Raw genomic sequence first — 19,155 nt, 5'->3', positions numbered from 1 at the left:
GCTTCCGCCGTTTCCCAAAGCCTTCCTTGATTTTTTCAAGGGAGGCTTTTTGCTTTTCTTAAATGGTAGCATCCTTTGGACGGATTTGCATAAAAAGCCGTTTTGGTCGCAAACTTTAAAAAAGACCTAACGGTAAAGTGGTGACCATGTTGCATCAGAACATACATAAATATGCCTTTTCCATGATGGCGTTATGTCTTGCGCTTTTCTGGACCGGCCATACGGCAGCCGCATTTGCCGAGCCGTCGCTGCCCATCGTCGCCGGCGAAGGGGAATATGCCATTGAGGTTTATCCGGTCAAACACCGGCTTGTCGTCAAGAAAAAAGGCCAAATCATCAAAAAATATGCCGTCGCGGTCGGAAACCCGTCCACCCCTACCCCGATCGGGGAATATAAAGTGGTGTACAAAGGGAAAAATTGGGGACCCGCTTTCGGCCCCAGATGGCTTGGCTTAAACGTTCCTTGGGGCATTTACGGCATTCATGGCACCAACAGGTCTTATTCCATCGGACAGCATGCAAGCCATGGCTGCATCCGCATGAACAACGCCAACGTTTTGGAATTGTACGATATGATTCCGCTCGGCACCAAGGTCACGATTTACGGGCACGTGTTGGGAGAACCCCAGCAAAATCCGAGGGATCTTGCCGAAGGGGATATCGGCGGAGACGTGCAGCTGATCCAGTCCCGCTTGAAAAGCGCCGGGTTTTTTGAAGGCCCATGCGACGGGAGATTCGGTCCGGGTACGTCCGCGGCCGTCAGAAAATTTCAACGCGATCGTCAGATGCGGCAGGACGGCGTCGTTTCGCGGAAAATCTATGAAGAGTTCGGATTGTGGGAGTAAACTGGATGGTCCGATCCGCCGAAGAAATGGATGGTGCCAATCGGCGGGCGTTTTATTATAATGAGACATGTTAAGGAAGGACCCATGGCAGGAGGGGAAACATGTTCTGGTTATTGGTAATCGCCGTGGCCGTGATGATCGGTGGATTTATCGCCACCATGATGATCGGGCAATCCAAAAGCAACAAAGACAGCGACCCGAATTATTTCAAGCAAACGGGCAAAAAGTGGGGGCGTCTCAGCGGGATTTACGTCGCCTGCATCGTCGTGCTGGCCGTCATTATGATCATGATCGGAACCGGCAAATAAAATAGAACGAAACGGACAACGGCCGCGCAGCTCGAACAGCGCGGCCGTTGTCCGTTTCGTGTTCATGTACCAAACATCCGGGGCATTAACGGGTCAACGCCCGCAGGGCTTCGGCGAATTTGGCGATGCCCGTCCCGATGTTCTCGGCTTTTGCCCGTCCGAACGTAAACCGCACGTACCCGGAATCGGAGCCGTACACACTCCCGGGCACAAACACGACGCCCTTTTTGATCGCTTCTTCCAGCAGCTTGGCATCGTTCACCTCGGGCACGAGTCGGCACCACAAATGGATTCCGCCATGCGGAACGTGAAAACGGATAAGCTTCGGAAGCTCTTGATGCAGCGCATCGATCAGCAGGTCCCGCTTCAGGCGCAGCTGCATGCGCAAGCGCTCCAAATGCGGCTCAAAATAAGGCGATTCCAAAAACCGGGCCGCCACCTGCTGCGGTATGACGCTCAGGCCGAAGTCCATCTGCTGTCTTGCATCCGCAAGCCGTTCCACGATCGAATGCGGGGCAACCATCCATCCGACCCGCAGGCCGGATGCCGCGATTTTGGACAAGGAGCCGATATACAGGACGGAACCGACGCGATCCATGGACTTTAGCGAAGGACGGTCCAAACCATCGTAATCCGTCAGGCTGTAAGGGTCATCCTCCACGATCGGCAGGCCGAGCTCGCTTGCGATTTCCAGCAATTTGCCGCGCCTGTCGTCGGGCAGAAGCGCTCCCGTCGGATTTTGAAAATTCGGGTTGACGAAGATCATTTTGATGCGGTGTTTTTTAACCAAGGAACGAATCTCCTCGGGCCGGATTCCGCCTTCGTCGGCAGGCAGGCCGAAAATCCGCAGCCCCGCGGACTGAAACATCGGCAGCGAATAATGATAAGACGGGTCTTCGATCGCCACCGCGTCTCCGGGGGACAACAGGCACTGCGTGATCAAATACAGCGACTGCTGGGATCCCGAAGTAATCAATACGGACGATTCCGTCGTCTGGACCCCGCGATACCGGTCCAGGTATGAGGCCACGGCTTGTCTTAAAGGCATGTACCCTTGCGGGTGGTCGTATCCCAAATAAGAAGGGGAAGGCTGCGCTCCCATCAGTTCGGTAATTTCCCCGAGCGGCGACAAGTCCGCGGACAGCTCTCCGCTGGCGAAATCGATGAGTTCCGGGTTTTGCTGCAGCGCCTCGCGAATCCGGCGCAGAAACGGCAGGTTCGGCAAAAAGCTCCCCCCTTCGGCATACCGCTTCCAATTCGGGGTATGCTTTGGCACGGCTCCCCATTTGTATTTGCTCACGTGCGTGCCGCTGCCGGGACGGCTCTCAATGATTCCCATCGACCGCAGCTCTCCGAAAGCCAAAATGACGGTGCTCCGGTTCACCCCGAGCTGCTCGGCCAGCTTTCTTTCGGACGGCAGCAGGCTGCCGGGCGGAAATTCGCCGTAGGATATCCGCTGCTCCAGATGATCGGCGATTTGTTCATAGAGCGGTTTTTTGCTGTGACGGTCGGGCTTCCACATTATGTATTCACTTCCCAGGACAAAATTCATCTGTCATTTTATCATACCATTCGTCGAACCCGATAAGAGAACCGTTTTTATCATTATGTTGACAATCGCTTTGCGTTCGATCCGAAAGCCGGCTGCGCGGCGGAAACGGATTCGTTCCCGGGATGGGGCGTTCCAAGCAACTTCCCGAAAAGATGGGAGCCGGCGCTTCAAAAAGGTAAACATTTTTCACGTTTTTCGTCTTTCGCAAATCGTTTTGGGAAATGTATAATGTACACGAAGATCGGTTCGGCATTTCGGGAGATTTTGCGGCAGAGGGGATGTCCCGCCAGAACCATGGCTTTAGGAGCGTACGGCGGTTCTTCCGCTCCCGGCCTCGGAAAGCGGAAATCGAAGCGAACCTGGGAATTCCCGATCCGGGCGGATTCCAGGTTGTCCACCAGATTATTTGATAGCGCTTACATATGGATGCGTGATCATTTTCTTTTCTGTACTGTCGCATTCGCTCCCGGATTTCGGCCGCCTCCGATCAACATGAAGCAACAGGCAGGGACCATGGTTTTGAAAGCAGTACGCGTCGGAACAGCATGAACATTTGTTTTCAAAAAACACGTGGACGGGGTGAACAGGGTGAAAAAGTTAAGTTTACTTGCAGCAACGAGCATGGTTTTATCCATGGTTTTACCGGTGGGATACGGTCCGCCGATTCCGGAGGCAAAGGCTGAAACGGCCAACCTGATGGACAACGGCGGCTTCGAGCAGACGGCGTCCGCACCGGACGCCAGCTGGACCGGCATCGCCAGTCCGGCCCCGGCGAATTGGGCTGTATGGATTCCGTCGGGCAGCGGAAAAGATCCCGGCAAGACCGTAAACGTATTTCTCGATGCGGCCGTACATCATGAAGGGAAACAGTCCATGGCGTTTGATGCTTTCCAAACGAGCAGGGTATCGGTCAACCAAAAGGCGACCCAAATTACCGCAGGCAAGTCTTATAAACTGAGCATGTGGGTGAAGACCGAAAACGTGGCCGGTACCGGGGCGTATTTCCGAACGCAATATTACAACTCCAGCAAGGTCGGGGACGGGCCGGCTTCGAACAAGCTGCTCGGGACGAACGACTGGACTTTGCAGCAGGTCTATATGACCATCCCCTCGGGGGTGACCAAGCTGGTCATTGAACCTTTTCTCGAAACGGGGACGGGGAAGGCGTGGTTTGACGACGTGAGACTGGAGGAATATGGAGGGATTACGGGCCTTGCGCTCGATCAAACGGCCGTCTCGCTGGGACTCGGGGAAACTTTGGCGCTGGGGCTAACGATCACGCCGGCCAATGCGGCGGATCAAACGGTCATTTGGAGCTCTAGCCGGCCCGACGTCGTCGCGGTGGATTCGAACGGGGTGCTGACGGCGGCCGGGGCCGGCACGGCAACGATTACGGCGGCAACGCCCGACGGAATCAAAGCCGAATGTCTGGTGAACGTGGAATCGGCCGAAACGGCCGAAGCGTACCGTAATCTCCGCCTGAAATGGACCGAGAAATTGACGGGGGGCAGCCGCTCCACGTCTGACGACCCGGATATCCGGGCGGCGGTTGACCGGACGGATAACAGCGTGTCCAACGATGCGGGCAGCGGATATTTGGACCTTTTGAACAAAACGGAAGGCCGGACGTACTTGTGGAACGATTTGCAAAGCGCGACCGATTCCGCCCAAATTTCAAGCGCTTACGGCAGAATCCGGACGATGGCCGTCGCCTATGCCACCGAAGGCTCCCGGTTTTACCATAACCCGGAGCTGCGCGGCGCCATTATCGGCGCATTGGACTGGATGTACGCGAACCGGTACAACGAGAAAAAAAGCGCCTACGGCAACTGGTGGGATTGGGAGATCGGCGCCCCGCAAATTTTGAACGATGCCGTCGTGCTGATGTACGATCAGCTGACGCCCGCGCAGATCGGCAACTACATGAAAGCCGTGGATGCGTTTGATCCCGACCCGGCCAAAGGAACGGTGCTTGGCGTCAAAGGCACCAAAATGACGGGGGCCAATCTGCTGGATAAAGCGCTGGTCGTTACCGTGCGCGGGGTGATCGGCAAAAACAGTGCCAAAATTACGCTCGGACGCGACGCGATCGGCCCCGAGTTCATTTATGCCACCCATGGGGATGGCGTATACGAAGACGGCTCGCTCGTACAGCATTCGAACATCGCCTATACGGCAGGCTACGGCGCCGTTTGGCTCAGCCGAGCCGCGGACATGACGTACCTATTGAACGGATCTCCATGGCCGGTGACCGATCCGAACGTAAACAATGTGTACCGCTGGGTCACGGACACGTTTGAACCCGTCATTTATAAAGGCTTGTATATGGATATGGTAAACGGGCGGGGGATTTCCCGGGAAGGGTCGGGAAGCGCCCGGGGGACGATCGTTACGCTGCTTCGCCTGGCCGAAGGGGCGCCGGCCGACGTCGCCGCCTCCATCCAAAGCATGTCCAAGGAATGGATCGGCAAAGACACCACCTATGACGACTATTACGCCGGTTTGTCCATTTACGATCTGATCCTTGTGAAGCGGTTAATGAACGACGCCTCGATCCAGCCCCGCGGCGAATGGGTTCATAGCCAGGTTTTTGCCGGCATGGACCGGGTCGTTCATTTGCGGGAGGGCTACGGATTCGGACTCAGCATGTTTTCGAACCGGATTTCCGCGTTTGAAAAAGGGAATAACGAAAATTTGAAGGGTTGGTACACGGGGATCGGCATGACCTATCTGTATAACCAGGACCTCCTCCAGTATCGGAACAGCTTTTGGCCGACCGTCAATGCGTTCCGGCTTCCCGGAACGACCACGGACGGTTCGGGGGAAGGCATGACGCCGGGCGAATGGAAAAGCTACATGAACACCAAAACATGGGTTGGCGGCACCTCCGTCGACGGGCTCTACAGCACGGCCGGCATGGATTTCTCTCTCTCGCAGGTCACGGGCAGCAGCCTGGCGGGGAAAAAATCGTGGTTTATGTTCGATGACGAAATCGTGGCGCTTGGCGCAGGGATCACCAAAACGGCTGCAGGGCCCAAACCGGTCGAAACGATCGTCGATAACCGCAAAATAAACGATGCGGGCGACAACGCCCTGACGGTCAACGGCATCAAGCAGCCCGGCGCGGTCGGCTGGTCGGAAACGTTGAAGGGCGTCAAATGGGCACATCTTGCCGGCAACGTGCCCGGCTCGGACATCGGTTATTATTTTCCGGAGGCGTCCGATCTCTATGCTTTGCGCGAATCCAGAACCGGTTCCTGGAGCGAAATCAACAGCGGCGAGTCGAAAACGCCATTGACCCGCAATTACGTAAGTTTGGCGTTCGAGCACGGTGCGACTCCGAACAATGCGGCGTATTCGTATGTTCTGCTGCCCGGCAAAGACGCGGCGGCAACGGCAAGTTACAGCAGCAATCCTCAAGTGGAGATTCTCAGCAATACGGCAGCGCTGCAGGCCGTCAAGCACAAACGCCTCGGCATCACGGCCGCGAACTTCTGGAGTTCAGGCACGATCGGCGCCATGACCGCCAAAAATCCGGCGGCGGTTATGCTGAAGGAAGCAAGCGGGGAACTTCTGCTGGCGGTATCGGATCCGACCCAACAACAGAGTGTGGTCACGGTCGAGCTTCGTCAGCCGGGGTTATCCGTTGCTCAGAAAGACGATTCGGTCCAGGTTTCGCAAAGCGGCGGCGTCACGACGATCCAGGTGAACGTCCAGGGTTCCATCGGTAGGACGCATACGGTGAAATTCAAAACGGTTTCGCCTTAAGCGGCATTGAAACCATCCTTTGCCGCCGTGCCTGTTTTTGCCGTAGTCGAATATCACGCTTCCCGGCTGCATGCATATCCTGTAGCAGCACAGGGTAAGGAGTGATCGCTTGACGAAGTTATCTTTGGAGACGGCAAAAAGGCTGATCGCCGTGGCGGAGCAAAAATCGCGGCAGATGGGGCTTGCAAGCAATATCGCCATCGTGGATGACGGCGGCCATTTGATTGCGTTTCAACGGATGGACCGTGCCCGGATCGCCGGGATTGAGATTTCGAAAGACAAAGCCTGGACGAGTGTCGCCATGCAGATGCCGACGGCCAATTTGACGCAGGCGGCGCAGCCGGGCGGGCCTTCTTTCGGGATCAACACGACCAATCGCGGCAGGATCGTCATTCTCGGGGGCGGCATTCCGCTACAAATCGGCGAGCAAATCGTCGGCGGAATCGGCGTCAGCGGGGGAACCAGCGTCCAGGATGCCGAAGTCGCCGCAGCGGCGGTGCAGGCATTCCAGTCGATGCAGGGCAACGCCAACCCGAACGTCAACGCCCGTATCGGCAGCGTCCAATTTCAGGAAAGTTCCGGTTGGTGATCCGGACTGCTCGAAACGGACAATTTTAACGTACGGTCCCCGTCATGGACGGGGCTGTACGTTTTTTTTGCATGACTTGGAAACAAGCTCCACGGCGGCGGTTCCCCGATTCAAAAGCCATTTCCTATCGCCCGCTTTAAGGTTCGTTTAATATTCAAACGGTATACTTGCGCGTAATTGCAAACGAAGGAGGAGTTTTCATGGGCAAACCGCGCATTGAGGAATGGACGCAGCTGAGGGGACTGGCTTTTTTCGCCATTGTCATGCAGCATTCGATCGCTGAGTACATTTACAGGGCCGATATTGAACCAGCGGACTCCACGATGCTGACGATGATGTACCATCTGACCCGTTTCGGAACGCCGACCTTTGTTTTTTTGTCCGCCGTTCTGATGTTTTACAACTACAGCGGGCGGCTTCATTATTTCGCGTTCATCCGCAAAAGGCTTGAAACCGTCTACGTTCCTTTTCTTTGCTGGACGTTTATTTATTGGCTGTATGTCCGCGTGTTCACGCCGTCGTTTTGGCAAAAAGGCGGACAAGATTGGGGGAGCCTGCTCCGCGAGCTGGTCGCGCCGCAGACCGGGTACCAATTATGGTTTATTATCATGATCATTCAGTTTTATCTGTTTTTTCCGCTGTTGGCTGCCCTTTACAGAAAAGCCCGCAGCGGTTTCGAGCTTCTGGAAGGACGGTCGCGGACAAGAGGCGTCTTTGCCCTGCTCGCCATTACCGGGGCATGTTACATCGCGCTGTTGTATGTTTCGTATTACCGGATGGGCTCATGGGCGGCGGAACTCGGCGAACCGTGGGCTGCTTTGCTGGAATACCGCAGTTATTCGTTTCTGATGTACGGGTTTTATTTCGTGCTTGGCGCGGTATGCGCCGCAAGCATCGCGAACTGGCGTTCATGGTGCACGAAGCTGCTTCCTTGGAGCGGGCTTGTTTTTCTCGGGATGTATATCCGGCTCGGTTATGACGTGCTCCGGGGATCGGGGGAAACCGTCAACCTGAACATTTCCACGTACCTTAAACCTTCGACGTTTATCATCATCGTGGCGCAAATGCTGTTGTTGTACGGGCTGCTGATCCTCCTGCGGGAGCGGAACAAAGCCTTTTTGCGTTTGCTTTCATGGATCGGCACCTATTCGTTCGGCGGATATCTCGTGCATGCTTTAGTCATTTATGTGATCGCCTATTTTACCCGTCCTTTGTACCTTGCGGGGAGCCATCTATCGGTTACGCTGCTGACGTTTGTGCTCACGGTTTTGGCTTCGCTTGGCATCAGTTACACGCTGTCGCATATGCCGGGAGCCCGCTGGATCGTAGGGGCCGGACGGAACAGGCTGCGGCAAAGAGGCGCCAAAAACGGCGATTTCGGCTCTGACTCCCGCGCTTATCTCAGCGCGAACAACAGATAATGCAATCTTGCAATGCGAAGCTGTCGCCGATGTTATCGGCGCTGCTGCCGCATTTTGAAACCATACATCGGGCTAGGCTTATTCAGCGCCTTCCGGTAACAGCCATCGGCACACTTATTCAGATTCCTGCCGTTGCTGTTCCGGGGGCGCTTTTTTTCGCGAAAAATAGGGAAAATCGGCGTCCCGATTTTGCGGATAAACCCCGGCGTGAAGCCCCCGCGTATGGGAAAACGCCTCTGGTTAGCGATATTTCCCCGTCGTTTAGAGGAATGTATCCCCTTACAAAATTTGCAACTAATGTATGATAAGAACAGGCAGCATAAGCCAAACAGCGCATAGGCTCAACATCGTAATTAGGACTTGAAGAGCAGCAGGAGGAAACGGAGGGGACAAGGTGTTCCGAAGCAACTGCTATCTCCGAATTTTCCGTGGGGGGAAAATCCAATCGAAATTTGGAGAGTGCATGTTCGAAAGACGACCTAACCAAAGCGTCCAACTTGCGTTGCATCAAGAACCGATTTATGGGGCCTGAGCGAAACATGAAACTATTTTTTAAGGGGGATTTGCAAGTGAAAAGGTCTTCATTGATTCTTTTGAGCATGATGGTCGTCTTCGCGATGTTCCTGGCCGCATGCGGGAAAGCCGAGGAAAAGAACACGGCGTCCGAACAGCCGAAAACGGAATCGGAAAAACCGAAGGAAGAAGCGCCGAAAAAAGACGTGAAGCTCCGCGTATTCTCGACGTTCGGCGGCACAGACGCGGCGCGCGAGGCTTTCCAGGCCGCAATCGACGATTTCGTATCGAAAAATCCGAACGTGAAAGTTGAAAACGATACCATGTCCGCCAACGACGACGGCTTCAGAACGAAAGTCAACACGGACATGAACTCCGGCAATGAACCGGACTTGCTCTTCTACTTCGTTGGTGCCGACGCGCAAGGCTTTGTGGATGCAGGCAAAGTGGTTTCGATGAACGACATTTTGGATGCGAATCCGGAATGGAAGGCGGGTTTCAACCCGACGGCTCTCGAAAACACAAGAATGCAGGACGGCAACATTTACGCCATTCCGTTAACGGGCTACTATGAAGGCTTATTCGTAAATAAAAAGATTTTTGCCGATAACAACCTGGAGCTTCCGACGGACTGGGATAAGCTGAAAACAGCCGTTTCGACCCTTTCCAAAAAAGGAATCATCCCGCTTGCGGCTCCGTTTGACCAATCGCACTATGTCATCGAACATTTTATACTCTCGGCCGCAGGAGCGAAGGGGCATGACAGCGGTCTGGCCAACGGCATCGATCCGAACTGGGAGAAAGGCTATGCTGCAATGAAAGAACTGTACGATCTGGGCGCTTTCCCTAAAGATGCGGCCACCATTGATCTCAGCATGGCTTCCAACTATTACGCTGAAGGCAAAGCCGCAATGATCATTGAAGGTTCGTGGGCGTCGGGAGCATGGAAAGAACCTGCCGTTATTGATAATACGACAATCCTTCCATTCCCGGCCATGCCAGGCGGAGTCGGCACGGGCAAAGAAATTATCGGCGGTTTCGGAAGCGGATTCTATCTTTCCAAAGCAACATACGATAATGCGGACAAGAAAGACGCAGCGATCGAATTGCTGAAACATATGACTTCTAAAGATGTTATCGAAAAAATCTCTCTTGCCAACGGCGGTCTCCCGGCTGCTGCAGGCGTAGAGACCAAGGGCGCAACCCCAGTAGCCAATGACGGTTTTGCTTTGGCTGCCGGCGCACCTTCGGTAAGCAGACCGATCGACAACGTAGTTGCACCTGAGACGTTCTCGACGTTGCGTGCCGGCGTTCAAGCCGTCGTAACGGGCAAAAAATCCCCGGCCGACGTGCTGAAGGAAGCGAAAGAAATTGAGGATGCGAATAAAAAGTAAGAGCTTAGCCTAACAAGCAGCTTGAACCCAAAGTTTGACCCAAATGCTTCATCCGGATACGCCGTCCTCCTCGGAGGCGGCGTCATCTTTTAGGTTTACAGCTGGACGGCTTCTTCGAAAATTAAAACTCAAGTGGTGATAAAGATGAAGGGCGATCGAAAGTATATCTGGATCTTTTTGTTCCCGATGGCTGCGTTTTTGACCGTATTTTTGTATTATCCGTTTTTCAAAAGCTTGTATTTCAGCTTTTACCGGACCAAAGGTTTTTTCGACAAAAAGTTTATCGGCTGGGATAACTACGAACGTTTATTCTCCGACAAGCTGCTGGGCGCTGCAACGCTGCACACGCTTGAAATTATGCTTTACGTCCTCGTTTTCCAGGTGGGGATCGCCTTGCTGCTGGCGGTTATGGTAGACAACATTACGAAGCTGAAAGGTTTTTTCCGGTCCGTCTTCTTCTTTCCCGTCGTCATTTCCGGCACGGCCATTTCGCTGTTGTTCGTTTTGTTCTATAACTACAATTTCGGGCTGCTCAACAATGTATTGGCCGGTTTGGGCCTCGAGAAAGTGCTGTGGCTCAGCGAGAACAACGCGCTGAAAGCGATCGCGATTCCGACCGTGTGGCATTACGTCGGCTTTTATTTCGTCCTGTTCGTGACGGCGATGTCCAAAATTCCCGAGGATTATTACGACGCCGGCAAAATCGAGGGCATTACCGGCTTCAAAAAAATGGTCAGGCTCACCATTCCGCTCATTTTGAGCGACATCAAGGTCGTCATTACGCTCGCGATCACCGGCACCTTGAAAGTATTCGATTTCGTGTGGGTCATTTCCAGGGCGCAAAACGGCACCGACGTGCTGGGGACCTACATGTACAAAAAGGCGATGGTCGACCAGAATTTCGGTTACGGCTCTACGGTCGCCATTTACATGGTCGTGCTTGGGGTCGTGATCGCCTTGGTAGCCAACCGTTTGTTAAAAAGCGAGGAAATCACATATTAAGCTGTTATTAGGGGTGTAATCGTTATGCAGCCAGCTATGAAGAGCAAAAATCGTTTCAAACTCGGCACGGCGCTGATGTACATCGTACTTTCGGCCTGGGCGATGACGACGATTTATCCGCTGTTCTGGATCGTCAACAACTCGTTTAAAGAATCCCGGGACGTGATGAACAAATCCTTTTCGCTCGCCCTGGAACCCGTGTTCATAAACTATACGACCGCATTTGACAGGATCAACATCGGCAGAAGCTACGTGAACAGCCTGATTATGTCCGGAGGCACGGTGCTGTTCGTGCTTTTGTTCGGGGGATTGGCCGCTTACGTGTTATCCAGATTTACGTTTCGGGGCAAGCGGTTCATCAATTCCATTTTGTATGCGACGTTGCTGGTGCCCGCCTTTGCGACGGTCGTGCCGGTATATGAACTTTTGATCAAGACCAGCCTGGTAAATACGTACTGGGGACTCATTTTGCCGCAAACGGCAGGCAATCTGACCTTTGCGACACTTGTCATTGCCGGGTATATGTCAACGATCGCCAAGGAACTCGAAGAAGCGGCATTTATGGACGGCTGCAACCGGTGGCAGATGTTCACGAAAATTTTCATGCCCGTTTCAAGGCCGGCGTTTGCGTCGGTTAGCATTTTCGTATTTTTATGGTCGTACAACGACTTGTTCTCCGCGCTCATTTTCGTAAGCAAGGAGAAGGTGCGTCCAATCGTCGCGCTGCTCAGCGAGATCAGTTCGCAATACGGAACCGACTTCGGCCTAATGGCAACCGCAGTTACGCTGACGGTCATGCCGATCCTGCTCATTTATTTGTTCATTTCCAAGTTTATCGAAAAAGGGTTGACCGAAGGCGCAGTCAAAGGTTAAACATGGCGTGTTAAAAACGAATATGCATCTGCAATGGATCGACTATAAAACGGCAGAAATGTCGTTTTTTTCTTCGCGTTTAATTGCATGTTGACCAAGTTTTACCTGAACGGGTCGGGGCTGCAGGCAACGGTTTTACGGGAGGATTTTGCATGGAATGACAATCCGCCATACACCGTTTGACAAGGTTTTCACCCGACATTTGAAAAAATAAAATTTATTTTCATAGATTCTCATTTTGTTATTGACCAGCGTATAAAATCCAACATAATATTATCTGTATACAGATAATATCCTAAAATATGTATTTTTCTTCCAACGGAGGAATCGCTGGCAAACGGCAGTTACTGACGAAAATTTACAGCCCGATGCAGAAGGACTGCTGCTTCATACATAGCTTTTTGCCGCCTGATGTCAGGGGGAGGGAAATACCGCCCGAATAAGAGTTGGACCAGTGAAGAGAATAGATGAGCCGAGAATGCTGAAGCATTGGTGAACAGATCAAGTTGAGCCGAATTTTAGGGAGGTAAACCAATTCATGAATAGCACGGAATCCACGCAAAATTCCATCGAGGAGGCCAGGCAGAGGTTATATCGGATGGTAAACCGGTACGGCGACGTATGGAACCCCAAAGTGATCAGGCAGTCCATGGTGCTCGACGAGCTGATCAACTGCTACAACAGGGCTATCAAGGATAAACGAGCGGAAAAACAGCCTATAGCGTAACGATCGTTTTTACGGTTCTTTTTCGGGCAGGATGGTTTTTCTTCGCTGCAATGAAGCAATTATGCGTTAAATAAAATGCTTGCCACCCGGTGCAGGTTGTAATACAATGCATGTAATTTAATCATTTGCGACTTACAGGCTATGAAGGAAAGAGTAAGCGGAGAACGTGTTGACAGGGACGGCGTGCCGGTAGACTGAAAGCACCCGAATCACCGCACCCGCCGAAGTTCATTCCGGAGCCGGTATCTGAACGTCTGTTTTCCCGCAGGCAAGTAGGCTTACCCGTACACCTTGCGTTAAAAGGCCAGAAGTGAGACGTGCCGCTAAGCTGAGGGTATGTCTAATAAGGGTGGTACCACGACTCCTCGTCCCTTGACGGACAGGGGTCTTTTTGTTTTTCAAGATAATAAGGGATAAAGGAGAGGACATGGGATGAGTCAAGGAAGATTGGAGCAATTGCGCACGAAACTGGATGAAGTCAACCTGCAGCTGCTTGCGCTTCTGTCGGAGCGCGCCACAATCGCCCAGGAGCTGGGCGTCGAAAAAGAGAAGCAGGGCGTTCCCAAATTCGATCCGGTGCGTGAAAAGGAAATGCTGGAGAAGCTGGTGGCACACAATGAAGGGCCGTTTGATCACGAGACGGTGCGGCATCTGTTCAAACAAATTTTTCAAGCCTCGTTGTCGCTGCAGCAGGTAGACCATAAAAAACATCTGCTCGTCAGCCGGAAAAAGAAGCAGGAGGATACGCTGATCCAGCTGGGCGATGTGACGATCGGCGGCGGCAAGCCGGTGATGATCGCGGGTCCATGTTCGGTCGAAAGTTACGAGCAGGTGCGCACGGTCGCCAAGGCGCTGAAAGAGGCGGGGATTACCGTAATGCGCGGAGGCGCGTTCAAGCCGAGAACCTCCCCGTACGATTTCCAGGGTTTAGGCGTGGAAGGCTTGAAGATTTTGAAAGAGGTCGCGGCCGAATTCGGCCTGAAAACGATCAGCGAAATCGTGGACCCGGCGCATATCGAGCTGGCATGCGGCTATATCGACGTGATCCAGATCGGGGCCAGAAACATGCAAAACTTTGAGCTGCTCAAGGCGGCCGGCGATGTTCAAAAGCCGATTCTCCTGAAACGGGGACTGGCGGCGACGCTTGATGAATTCGTCCATGCGGCCGAATATATCGTGTCCCGCGGCAACAGCCAGGTGATGCTGATCGAACGCGGCATCCGGACCTACGAAAAGGCGACCCGCAATACGCTCGATATTTCGGCGGTGCCTATTTTGAAGCAGGAAACCCATTTGCCGGTTTTGGTCGACGTGACGCATTCGACGGGGCGCAAAGACATTTTGGCGCCTTGCGCCAAAGCGGCGCTGGCCGCCGGAGCGGACGGCGTCATGGTCGAGGTGCATCCGGATCCGGCGACGGCATTGTCGGATGCGGCGCAGCAGCTCAACATTCCTCAGTTCGAGGCGTTTTACGCGGAAGTTCAAAAGTCGGGCCTGCTGTAATTTTTAACCGCATAAATGCGGCCCCTGACGGCATATATTTGTAGCTGGTTCAGCCTTTTGCGGCCATGCGTTCAGAGCACCGAACGCTAAAATGGATGCATGCAAAAGGCCCGGCTGAATATGAGGACGAAGGGGGCTTTCGCATGAGCGGCGAGGCGTTGTTTGAACACAGGTTTTGGCTGCAAATTTTAGGGGATCATGCACGGTTTATTTTTAACGGGCTGTCATCCAAGGAAGCGGAGGACGTTCAAAAGGCGAACCGGTTTATTCAATGGTTCGACGGGCTGCTTGCGCAGTCGCGGAGTTTGGGACCCGATCAGGATTTGAGGCAGCTGAACGAACAGGCTTACCAAGCTACGGTCGAGCTGCGCGCATTCAAGCTCAGCCTCCTGGACCGTGCGCTGCTCGGCCAAATCGTCATCGGGCTGTCTCCGACCTTCATCAACCATATGCTCAACGAGCTGGAAGAATACGAAAGGATTTTGAAGGAGCTGCTTGCCGGCAAACCGGTGCCGCGTTATCATCCGCTGCACCATGACCTGCTGTGGCTGCCGGATGCGGCCTTCCACTCCGCGTCGATCGCGTCCGACCTGGACGGGGTCGAAAGAAGATTGATCCGCAGGAGCAAGGAATTCGAACAGCATTTTAACGAATTTTATTTGAAGGCGTTGGAATTGGTCGGCTATCTGCGGACATTAAAAACGACGTATCCTTCGATCAAGAAGTTTCACGGTGACGTTGACGTGGAAATGTCCGCGTTTATGGCGTTTCTGCTGGAGGTGGAGGAGCTGGATATCAGCGCCGAGCTGTTAAGCCGCCTGAATAAGCTCGTGCCGGACCATATGTACCGGGAAGAATGTTATTATTTAGGAAAGCTTGCCCAGTCCGGGGAAGTGCCGCAGCCGAAGTGCGATCCGGCGAAGCCGAGGATCGAGTAGGCAGGGCCGCTGTTTGAAGCATAGGTTAAGTTGTAGCGAACATAAGAAAGCCCCGTGATGCAGAAGCTCATGCTGCTCTTCACGGGGCTGTTGTTTTATGGAATCCAAACGATTGAATACATTTATCTTTTTTCGATAATCAGCGGCACCACCTGGCCGGCGTTGACGTCGATGAGGCCGCGGTCGGTGATTTTCAAATACGGGCTGACGGGCAGCGAATGGGTGGCGATGGACATGATCGGGTTGTAGTGCTTGTAGCCGAGCGCCTGCATCGCCTCGCGCAGCCGCTTGACCGATTCGGCGGCCGATTCGAGCGGCTCCTCTGTCAGAATGCCTCCGACGGGCAGATGCATGTTGGCCGTCACTTCGCCGTCCGAAACGACGCAGAAGCCGCCCTGCTGCCGGATGACGGTGTTTGCGGCGAGAAGCATGTCCTTGACGTTATGCCCTACAACAAGCAGGTTGTGGTTGTCGTGGGAATACGTCGTGGCGACCGCACCCTTTTGGATCGTATCGCCGCCGATCAAGCCGAAGGCTTTGCCGCCATGCTTGCCGTAACGCTCGAACGTGGCGATCATGCCCAGGCCGCTGCCTTCCCACTGCAGGCATCCGTCCGCCGCCTGCAATTCGACGCGGCTTTCCTGGGTAAACGTCGAGCCGTCCTGAACGGTCATGACCCGGCAGAGATAGGTGCCGTCTTCCACGTCAACCTTAGCGGCGAAATCGGCTTCGCTTAGCTCGTTAAGCTGCACGCTCCGGTAAAAATGATCCGGAAACCGGTATCCGGCCGTCTTCGGTTGCGATGGAGCGGCCGCCGTATAGGCCTCCTTGCCGTTTTTGTACACCGCTTCGAGCTTCAGGTCAGAGAGGCTGGAAATCAGCTGGAAGTCTGCGGTTTTCCCCGGCGCGATCGTTCCCCGGTCATACAGCCGCATGCGGCGGGAAGGGGATGAGGTGGCTGCATAGATGGCTTTTTCCGGCGCCATGCCCATGCCGATCGCTTTGCGGACGATGTGGTTCAAATGCCCCCGTGCCTTGAAAGAATCGGCCATGACGTCATCGGTCACGAAGCAGAAGTGTTCGGACACGTCATGCTTGATGAGATAGTCCATAATTTCCGGCGTCATCGATTTCTCCTGGATTTCGATGAACATGCCTGCGCCGATCCTTGCCTTCAGTCCTTCGACGGTTTGATGCGTGTGGTCGGAATCGACGCCGGCGAAGATGACGCGCTGCAGATCGAGGTCAAGCAGCTTCGGCACATGCCCTTCGATGACGAGCTCCGGATGATGTTCTTTCATATGCTTCAAGATCCGGTTCGTTTTGCAGTCCGGATCGGTAATGATATCCACGTAGTTCATGATTTCGCCCAAGCAGATGACGTCGCCGGTCGCAAGCAATGCTTCCATGTCTTCGATTTCGATCGAGCCGCCCGAGGTTTCCAGCGAGGTCGCCGGCACGGAGCTTGGAATCGCGTAGAACATGTCCACTTCGCAATCCCGGCTGGCGTTGATCATTTCCAGAACCCCGTCGAGGCCAAAGACGTTGGCCATTTCATGGGGCTCCGGCACGATCGTCGTGACGCCGTTTCGAAGCAGCCCTTGCGAGAAGGAGCCGGGCGTCACCATCGTGCTCTCGATGTGAAGATGGATGTCGATAAAGCCTGGCACCATGTACAGGCCGCTTGCGTCGATCACACGTCCAGCCTGGAACGATTCTTCCCCACGCGGGCCGATATACATAAATTTTCCGTCTTTGACGGCGACGTTGGTTTCCGTCCATTGCTTGAAATAACTGTTGTACACTTTCGGTTTGAGCAGAAGCAGATCTGGCTGCATGATCAATTCCCCCTATTGTTATTCGACAAGAACAAGCTTCTCCGATGGAAACAACAGGCGGATTTCCTGCCCATTGGCATAGGGCTGCTGCATTTCCTTGTTTACCGTAAATTCGCCAAGCGGAGTGACGACGACATATTGGTAGCTGCGGCCGAGATAGGTGCTGACTTTCACCTTGCCCGTCAGCACGTTGTCGCCGGGCTGAATTTCCGCCAGCGTTCCCGCAATGAGGTCGTCCGGGCGGATCGCCCCTTTCATCGTCACGGGCATCCCGGGAGCCTTCGCGGCATGGAAATGGTATTCCCCGCTGCGCAGGCTGTAGAAGGAGCCTTCGTCTTCGCGTTCATCAAAGGCGATAAAATTGTTGAAGCCGATAAACCGGGCCACGAATTCCGTTTTGGGATATTGGAATATGACCGAAGGCTGATCGAGCTGCTCGATAATCCCTTTATTCATGACGGCCACCCGGTCGGAAATGGAGAAGCATTCCTCCTGGTCATGCGACACGTACACGGCGGTGATGCCAAGCTCCTGCTGGATGCGGCGGATTTCCACGCGCATGTTGATCCGGAGGTTGGCGTCCAGATTGGACAGCGGCTCGTCGAACAACAGCAGATCCGGTTCGATCACCAGCGCGCGGGCGATCGCGACCCGCTGTTTTTGCCCGCCGGAAAGCGCCTGCGGGAAACGGTTCTCGAAGCCGCCCAGGCTGACGATTTCGAGCATTCGCATGACCCGTTTTTTGATTTCGTCTTCTTTCACCTTGCGCAGCCGCAATCCGAACGCGACGTTATCGAAGACGGACATGTGCGGGAACAGCGCGTAGCTTTGGAACACGAACCCGAAATTCCGTTTGTTGATCGGGACGCGGGTATAATCCGCGCCCCCGAACGTAAACCGGCCGTCCGAAGCGTCGAGAAAACCGGCGATCAGCCGGAGCGTGGTCGTTTTACCGCAGCCGCTGGGACCCAGCAGCGAAATCAGGTGGCCTTTTTCGACGGAGAGGTTGAAGTCCTTCAAAATGTATTGCTGGTCATAAGCGACCGATACGTTATCCAATTGCAGTAAAGACATCGTCTTATGCCTCCATTTATTGTTTGGTGAAATAGGTGAGTCCAAGCAGCCTTTCGATCAGGAACATGAATCCCGCGGTAATCAGCATCAGCAGCACCGAAATCGCCGCGATGGTCGGGTCGAAATAGTTCTCCACGTAAGTCAGCATTTGAATCGGCAGCGTGCTGACGCCCGGTCCGGTCATGAACAGCGAAATATCGACGTTGTTGAACGATTCCAGAAACGCAAGCAGCACCGATGCGATGATGCCGGACTTGATGTTCGGCAGGACGACTTTGAAAAAGGTGGCCAGCCGGCTTGAACCGAGGCTCAGCGCGGCTTCCTCGACCGCAAAATCGAATCCCGCAAGGCTCGAGCCGATGACCCGGATAATAAACGGCAGCATGATGACCGTATGCCCGATCAGCAGCGCCGCATAAATCGGAATGTGAAAGGCGATGACGACATATTTCAGCAGCGTAAACCCGAGCACGATTCCGGGAATGAGGAGCGGGGACAGAAATACCGCGTTCAGCGTCTCCTTGCCCCGGAACGACGCCCGGTTCAGCGCATATGCGGCCGGGATCCCGAGAAGAATGGCAAGCACGTTGCCCAAAAGGGAGACCAGGATCGACGTCTTGAACGTGCTCATAAACATTTCGACATCAAAAATGTTCTGGTACCACTTCAGCGAAAATCCGGTCGGCGGAAACTTCAGGACCGTCCCCGGTTCAAAGGAGGTGACGGCGATGATGACGAGCGGCCCGAGCAGAAACAAATAGACGATAAAGGTAAAGAGGGCAAGCCCCGGGTTTTTGTTTTTCATCCGTA

Annotated in this window: 15 protein-coding genes; 11 read left to right on the top strand and 4 right to left on the bottom strand. The window is 53.9% G+C overall.

Annotated elements, in window-relative coordinates; translation table 11 throughout:
- Positions 1–182 precede the first annotated feature (182 nt).
- Entirely contained in the window at positions 183–845 is a 663-nt protein-coding gene (locus RJP21_RS22270) for a L,D-transpeptidase family protein (protein ID WP_310861354.1), read from the top strand.
- A gap of 101 nt (positions 846–946) precedes the next feature.
- Complete coding sequence (locus RJP21_RS22265) at positions 947–1,153, top strand: hypothetical protein (protein ID WP_160040601.1); 207 nt, start codon at positions 947–949, stop codon at positions 1,151–1,153.
- A gap of 85 nt (positions 1,154–1,238) precedes the next feature.
- Here RJP21_RS22265 and pdxR read toward each other — a convergent pair whose 3' ends face one another.
- Complete coding sequence (gene pdxR, locus RJP21_RS22260) at positions 1,239–2,675, bottom strand: MocR-like pyridoxine biosynthesis transcription factor PdxR (protein WP_310861255.1); 1,437 nt, start codon at positions 2,673–2,675, stop codon at positions 1,239–1,241.
- A gap of 663 nt (positions 2,676–3,338) precedes the next feature.
- Here pdxR and RJP21_RS22255 point away from each other — a divergent pair.
- The 9 genes from RJP21_RS22255 (at position 3,339) to RJP21_RS22215 (ending at position 15,433) form a co-directional block, all read left to right on the top strand.
- Complete coding sequence (locus tag RJP21_RS22255; protein WP_310861254.1) at positions 3,339–6,473, top strand: polysaccharide lyase family 8 super-sandwich domain-containing protein; 3,135 nt, start codon at positions 3,339–3,341, stop codon at positions 6,471–6,473.
- A 109-nt stretch (positions 6,474–6,582) separates the two neighbouring features.
- Positions 6,583–7,062 (top strand): GlcG/HbpS family heme-binding protein, encoded by a 480-nt coding sequence (locus RJP21_RS22250; protein WP_310861253.1) that lies wholly within the window; start codon positions 6,583–6,585, stop codon positions 7,060–7,062.
- A 200-nt stretch (positions 7,063–7,262) separates the two neighbouring features.
- Positions 7,263–8,483: an acyltransferase gene (locus tag RJP21_RS22245; protein WP_310861252.1), complete on the top strand. Its 1,221-nt coding sequence runs from the start codon at positions 7,263–7,265 to the stop codon at positions 8,481–8,483.
- 569 nt (positions 8,484–9,052) lie between these two features.
- Positions 9,053–10,390 (top strand): ABC transporter substrate-binding protein, encoded by a 1,338-nt coding sequence (locus RJP21_RS22240; protein WP_310861251.1) that lies wholly within the window; start codon positions 9,053–9,055, stop codon positions 10,388–10,390.
- Positions 10,391–10,534: 144 nt separating this feature from the next.
- Entirely contained in the window at positions 10,535–11,392 is an 858-nt protein-coding gene (locus RJP21_RS22235) for a carbohydrate ABC transporter permease (protein WP_310861250.1), read from the top strand.
- 24 nt (positions 11,393–11,416) lie between these two features.
- On the top strand, positions 11,417–12,265 hold the full coding sequence (locus RJP21_RS22230; RefSeq protein WP_310861249.1) for a carbohydrate ABC transporter permease: 849 nt from the start codon (positions 11,417–11,419) through the stop codon (positions 12,263–12,265).
- Between the two features lie 538 nt (positions 12,266–12,803).
- Positions 12,804–12,992, top strand: coding sequence for an aspartyl-phosphate phosphatase Spo0E family protein (locus RJP21_RS22225; RefSeq protein WP_160040578.1), 189 nt, complete (start codon positions 12,804–12,806; stop codon positions 12,990–12,992).
- A gap of 432 nt (positions 12,993–13,424) precedes the next feature.
- A complete protein-coding gene (locus tag RJP21_RS22220) occupies positions 13,425–14,495 on the top strand; it encodes a bifunctional 3-deoxy-7-phosphoheptulonate synthase/chorismate mutase (protein WP_310861248.1) in 1,071 nt (356 codons plus the stop codon).
- A gap of 143 nt (positions 14,496–14,638) precedes the next feature.
- Positions 14,639–15,433, top strand: coding sequence for a DUF2935 domain-containing protein (locus RJP21_RS22215; RefSeq protein ID WP_310861247.1), 795 nt, complete (start codon positions 14,639–14,641; stop codon positions 15,431–15,433).
- Positions 15,434–15,555: 122 nt separating this feature from the next.
- On the opposite strand, the gene RJP21_RS22210 is transcribed toward RJP21_RS22215, so the two are convergent.
- From RJP21_RS22210 to RJP21_RS22200, 3 genes are read right to left on the bottom strand one after another with little or no spacing between them, the layout of a single operon-like run.
- A complete protein-coding gene (locus tag RJP21_RS22210; protein ID WP_310861246.1) occupies positions 15,556–17,271 on the bottom strand; it encodes an adenine deaminase C-terminal domain-containing protein in 1,716 nt (571 codons plus the stop codon).
- A gap of 18 nt (positions 17,272–17,289) precedes the next feature.
- Positions 17,290–18,345, bottom strand: coding sequence for an ABC transporter ATP-binding protein (locus tag RJP21_RS22205; RefSeq protein ID WP_310861245.1), 1,056 nt, complete (start codon positions 18,343–18,345; stop codon positions 17,290–17,292).
- A 16-nt stretch (positions 18,346–18,361) separates the two neighbouring features.
- Entirely contained in the window at positions 18,362–19,150 is a 789-nt protein-coding gene (locus RJP21_RS22200; RefSeq protein WP_310861244.1) for an ABC transporter permease, read from the bottom strand.
- Between the last annotated feature and the right edge of the window lie 5 nt (positions 19,151–19,155).

The organism is Paenibacillus sp. VCA1 (assembly GCF_031583795.1).
In the GTDB taxonomy this organism is placed as follows: Bacteria; Bacillota; Bacilli; order Paenibacillales; family Paenibacillaceae; genus Paenibacillus_AQ; species Paenibacillus_AQ albilobatus.
This window is presented reverse-complemented; position numbering and strand designations above follow the sequence as displayed.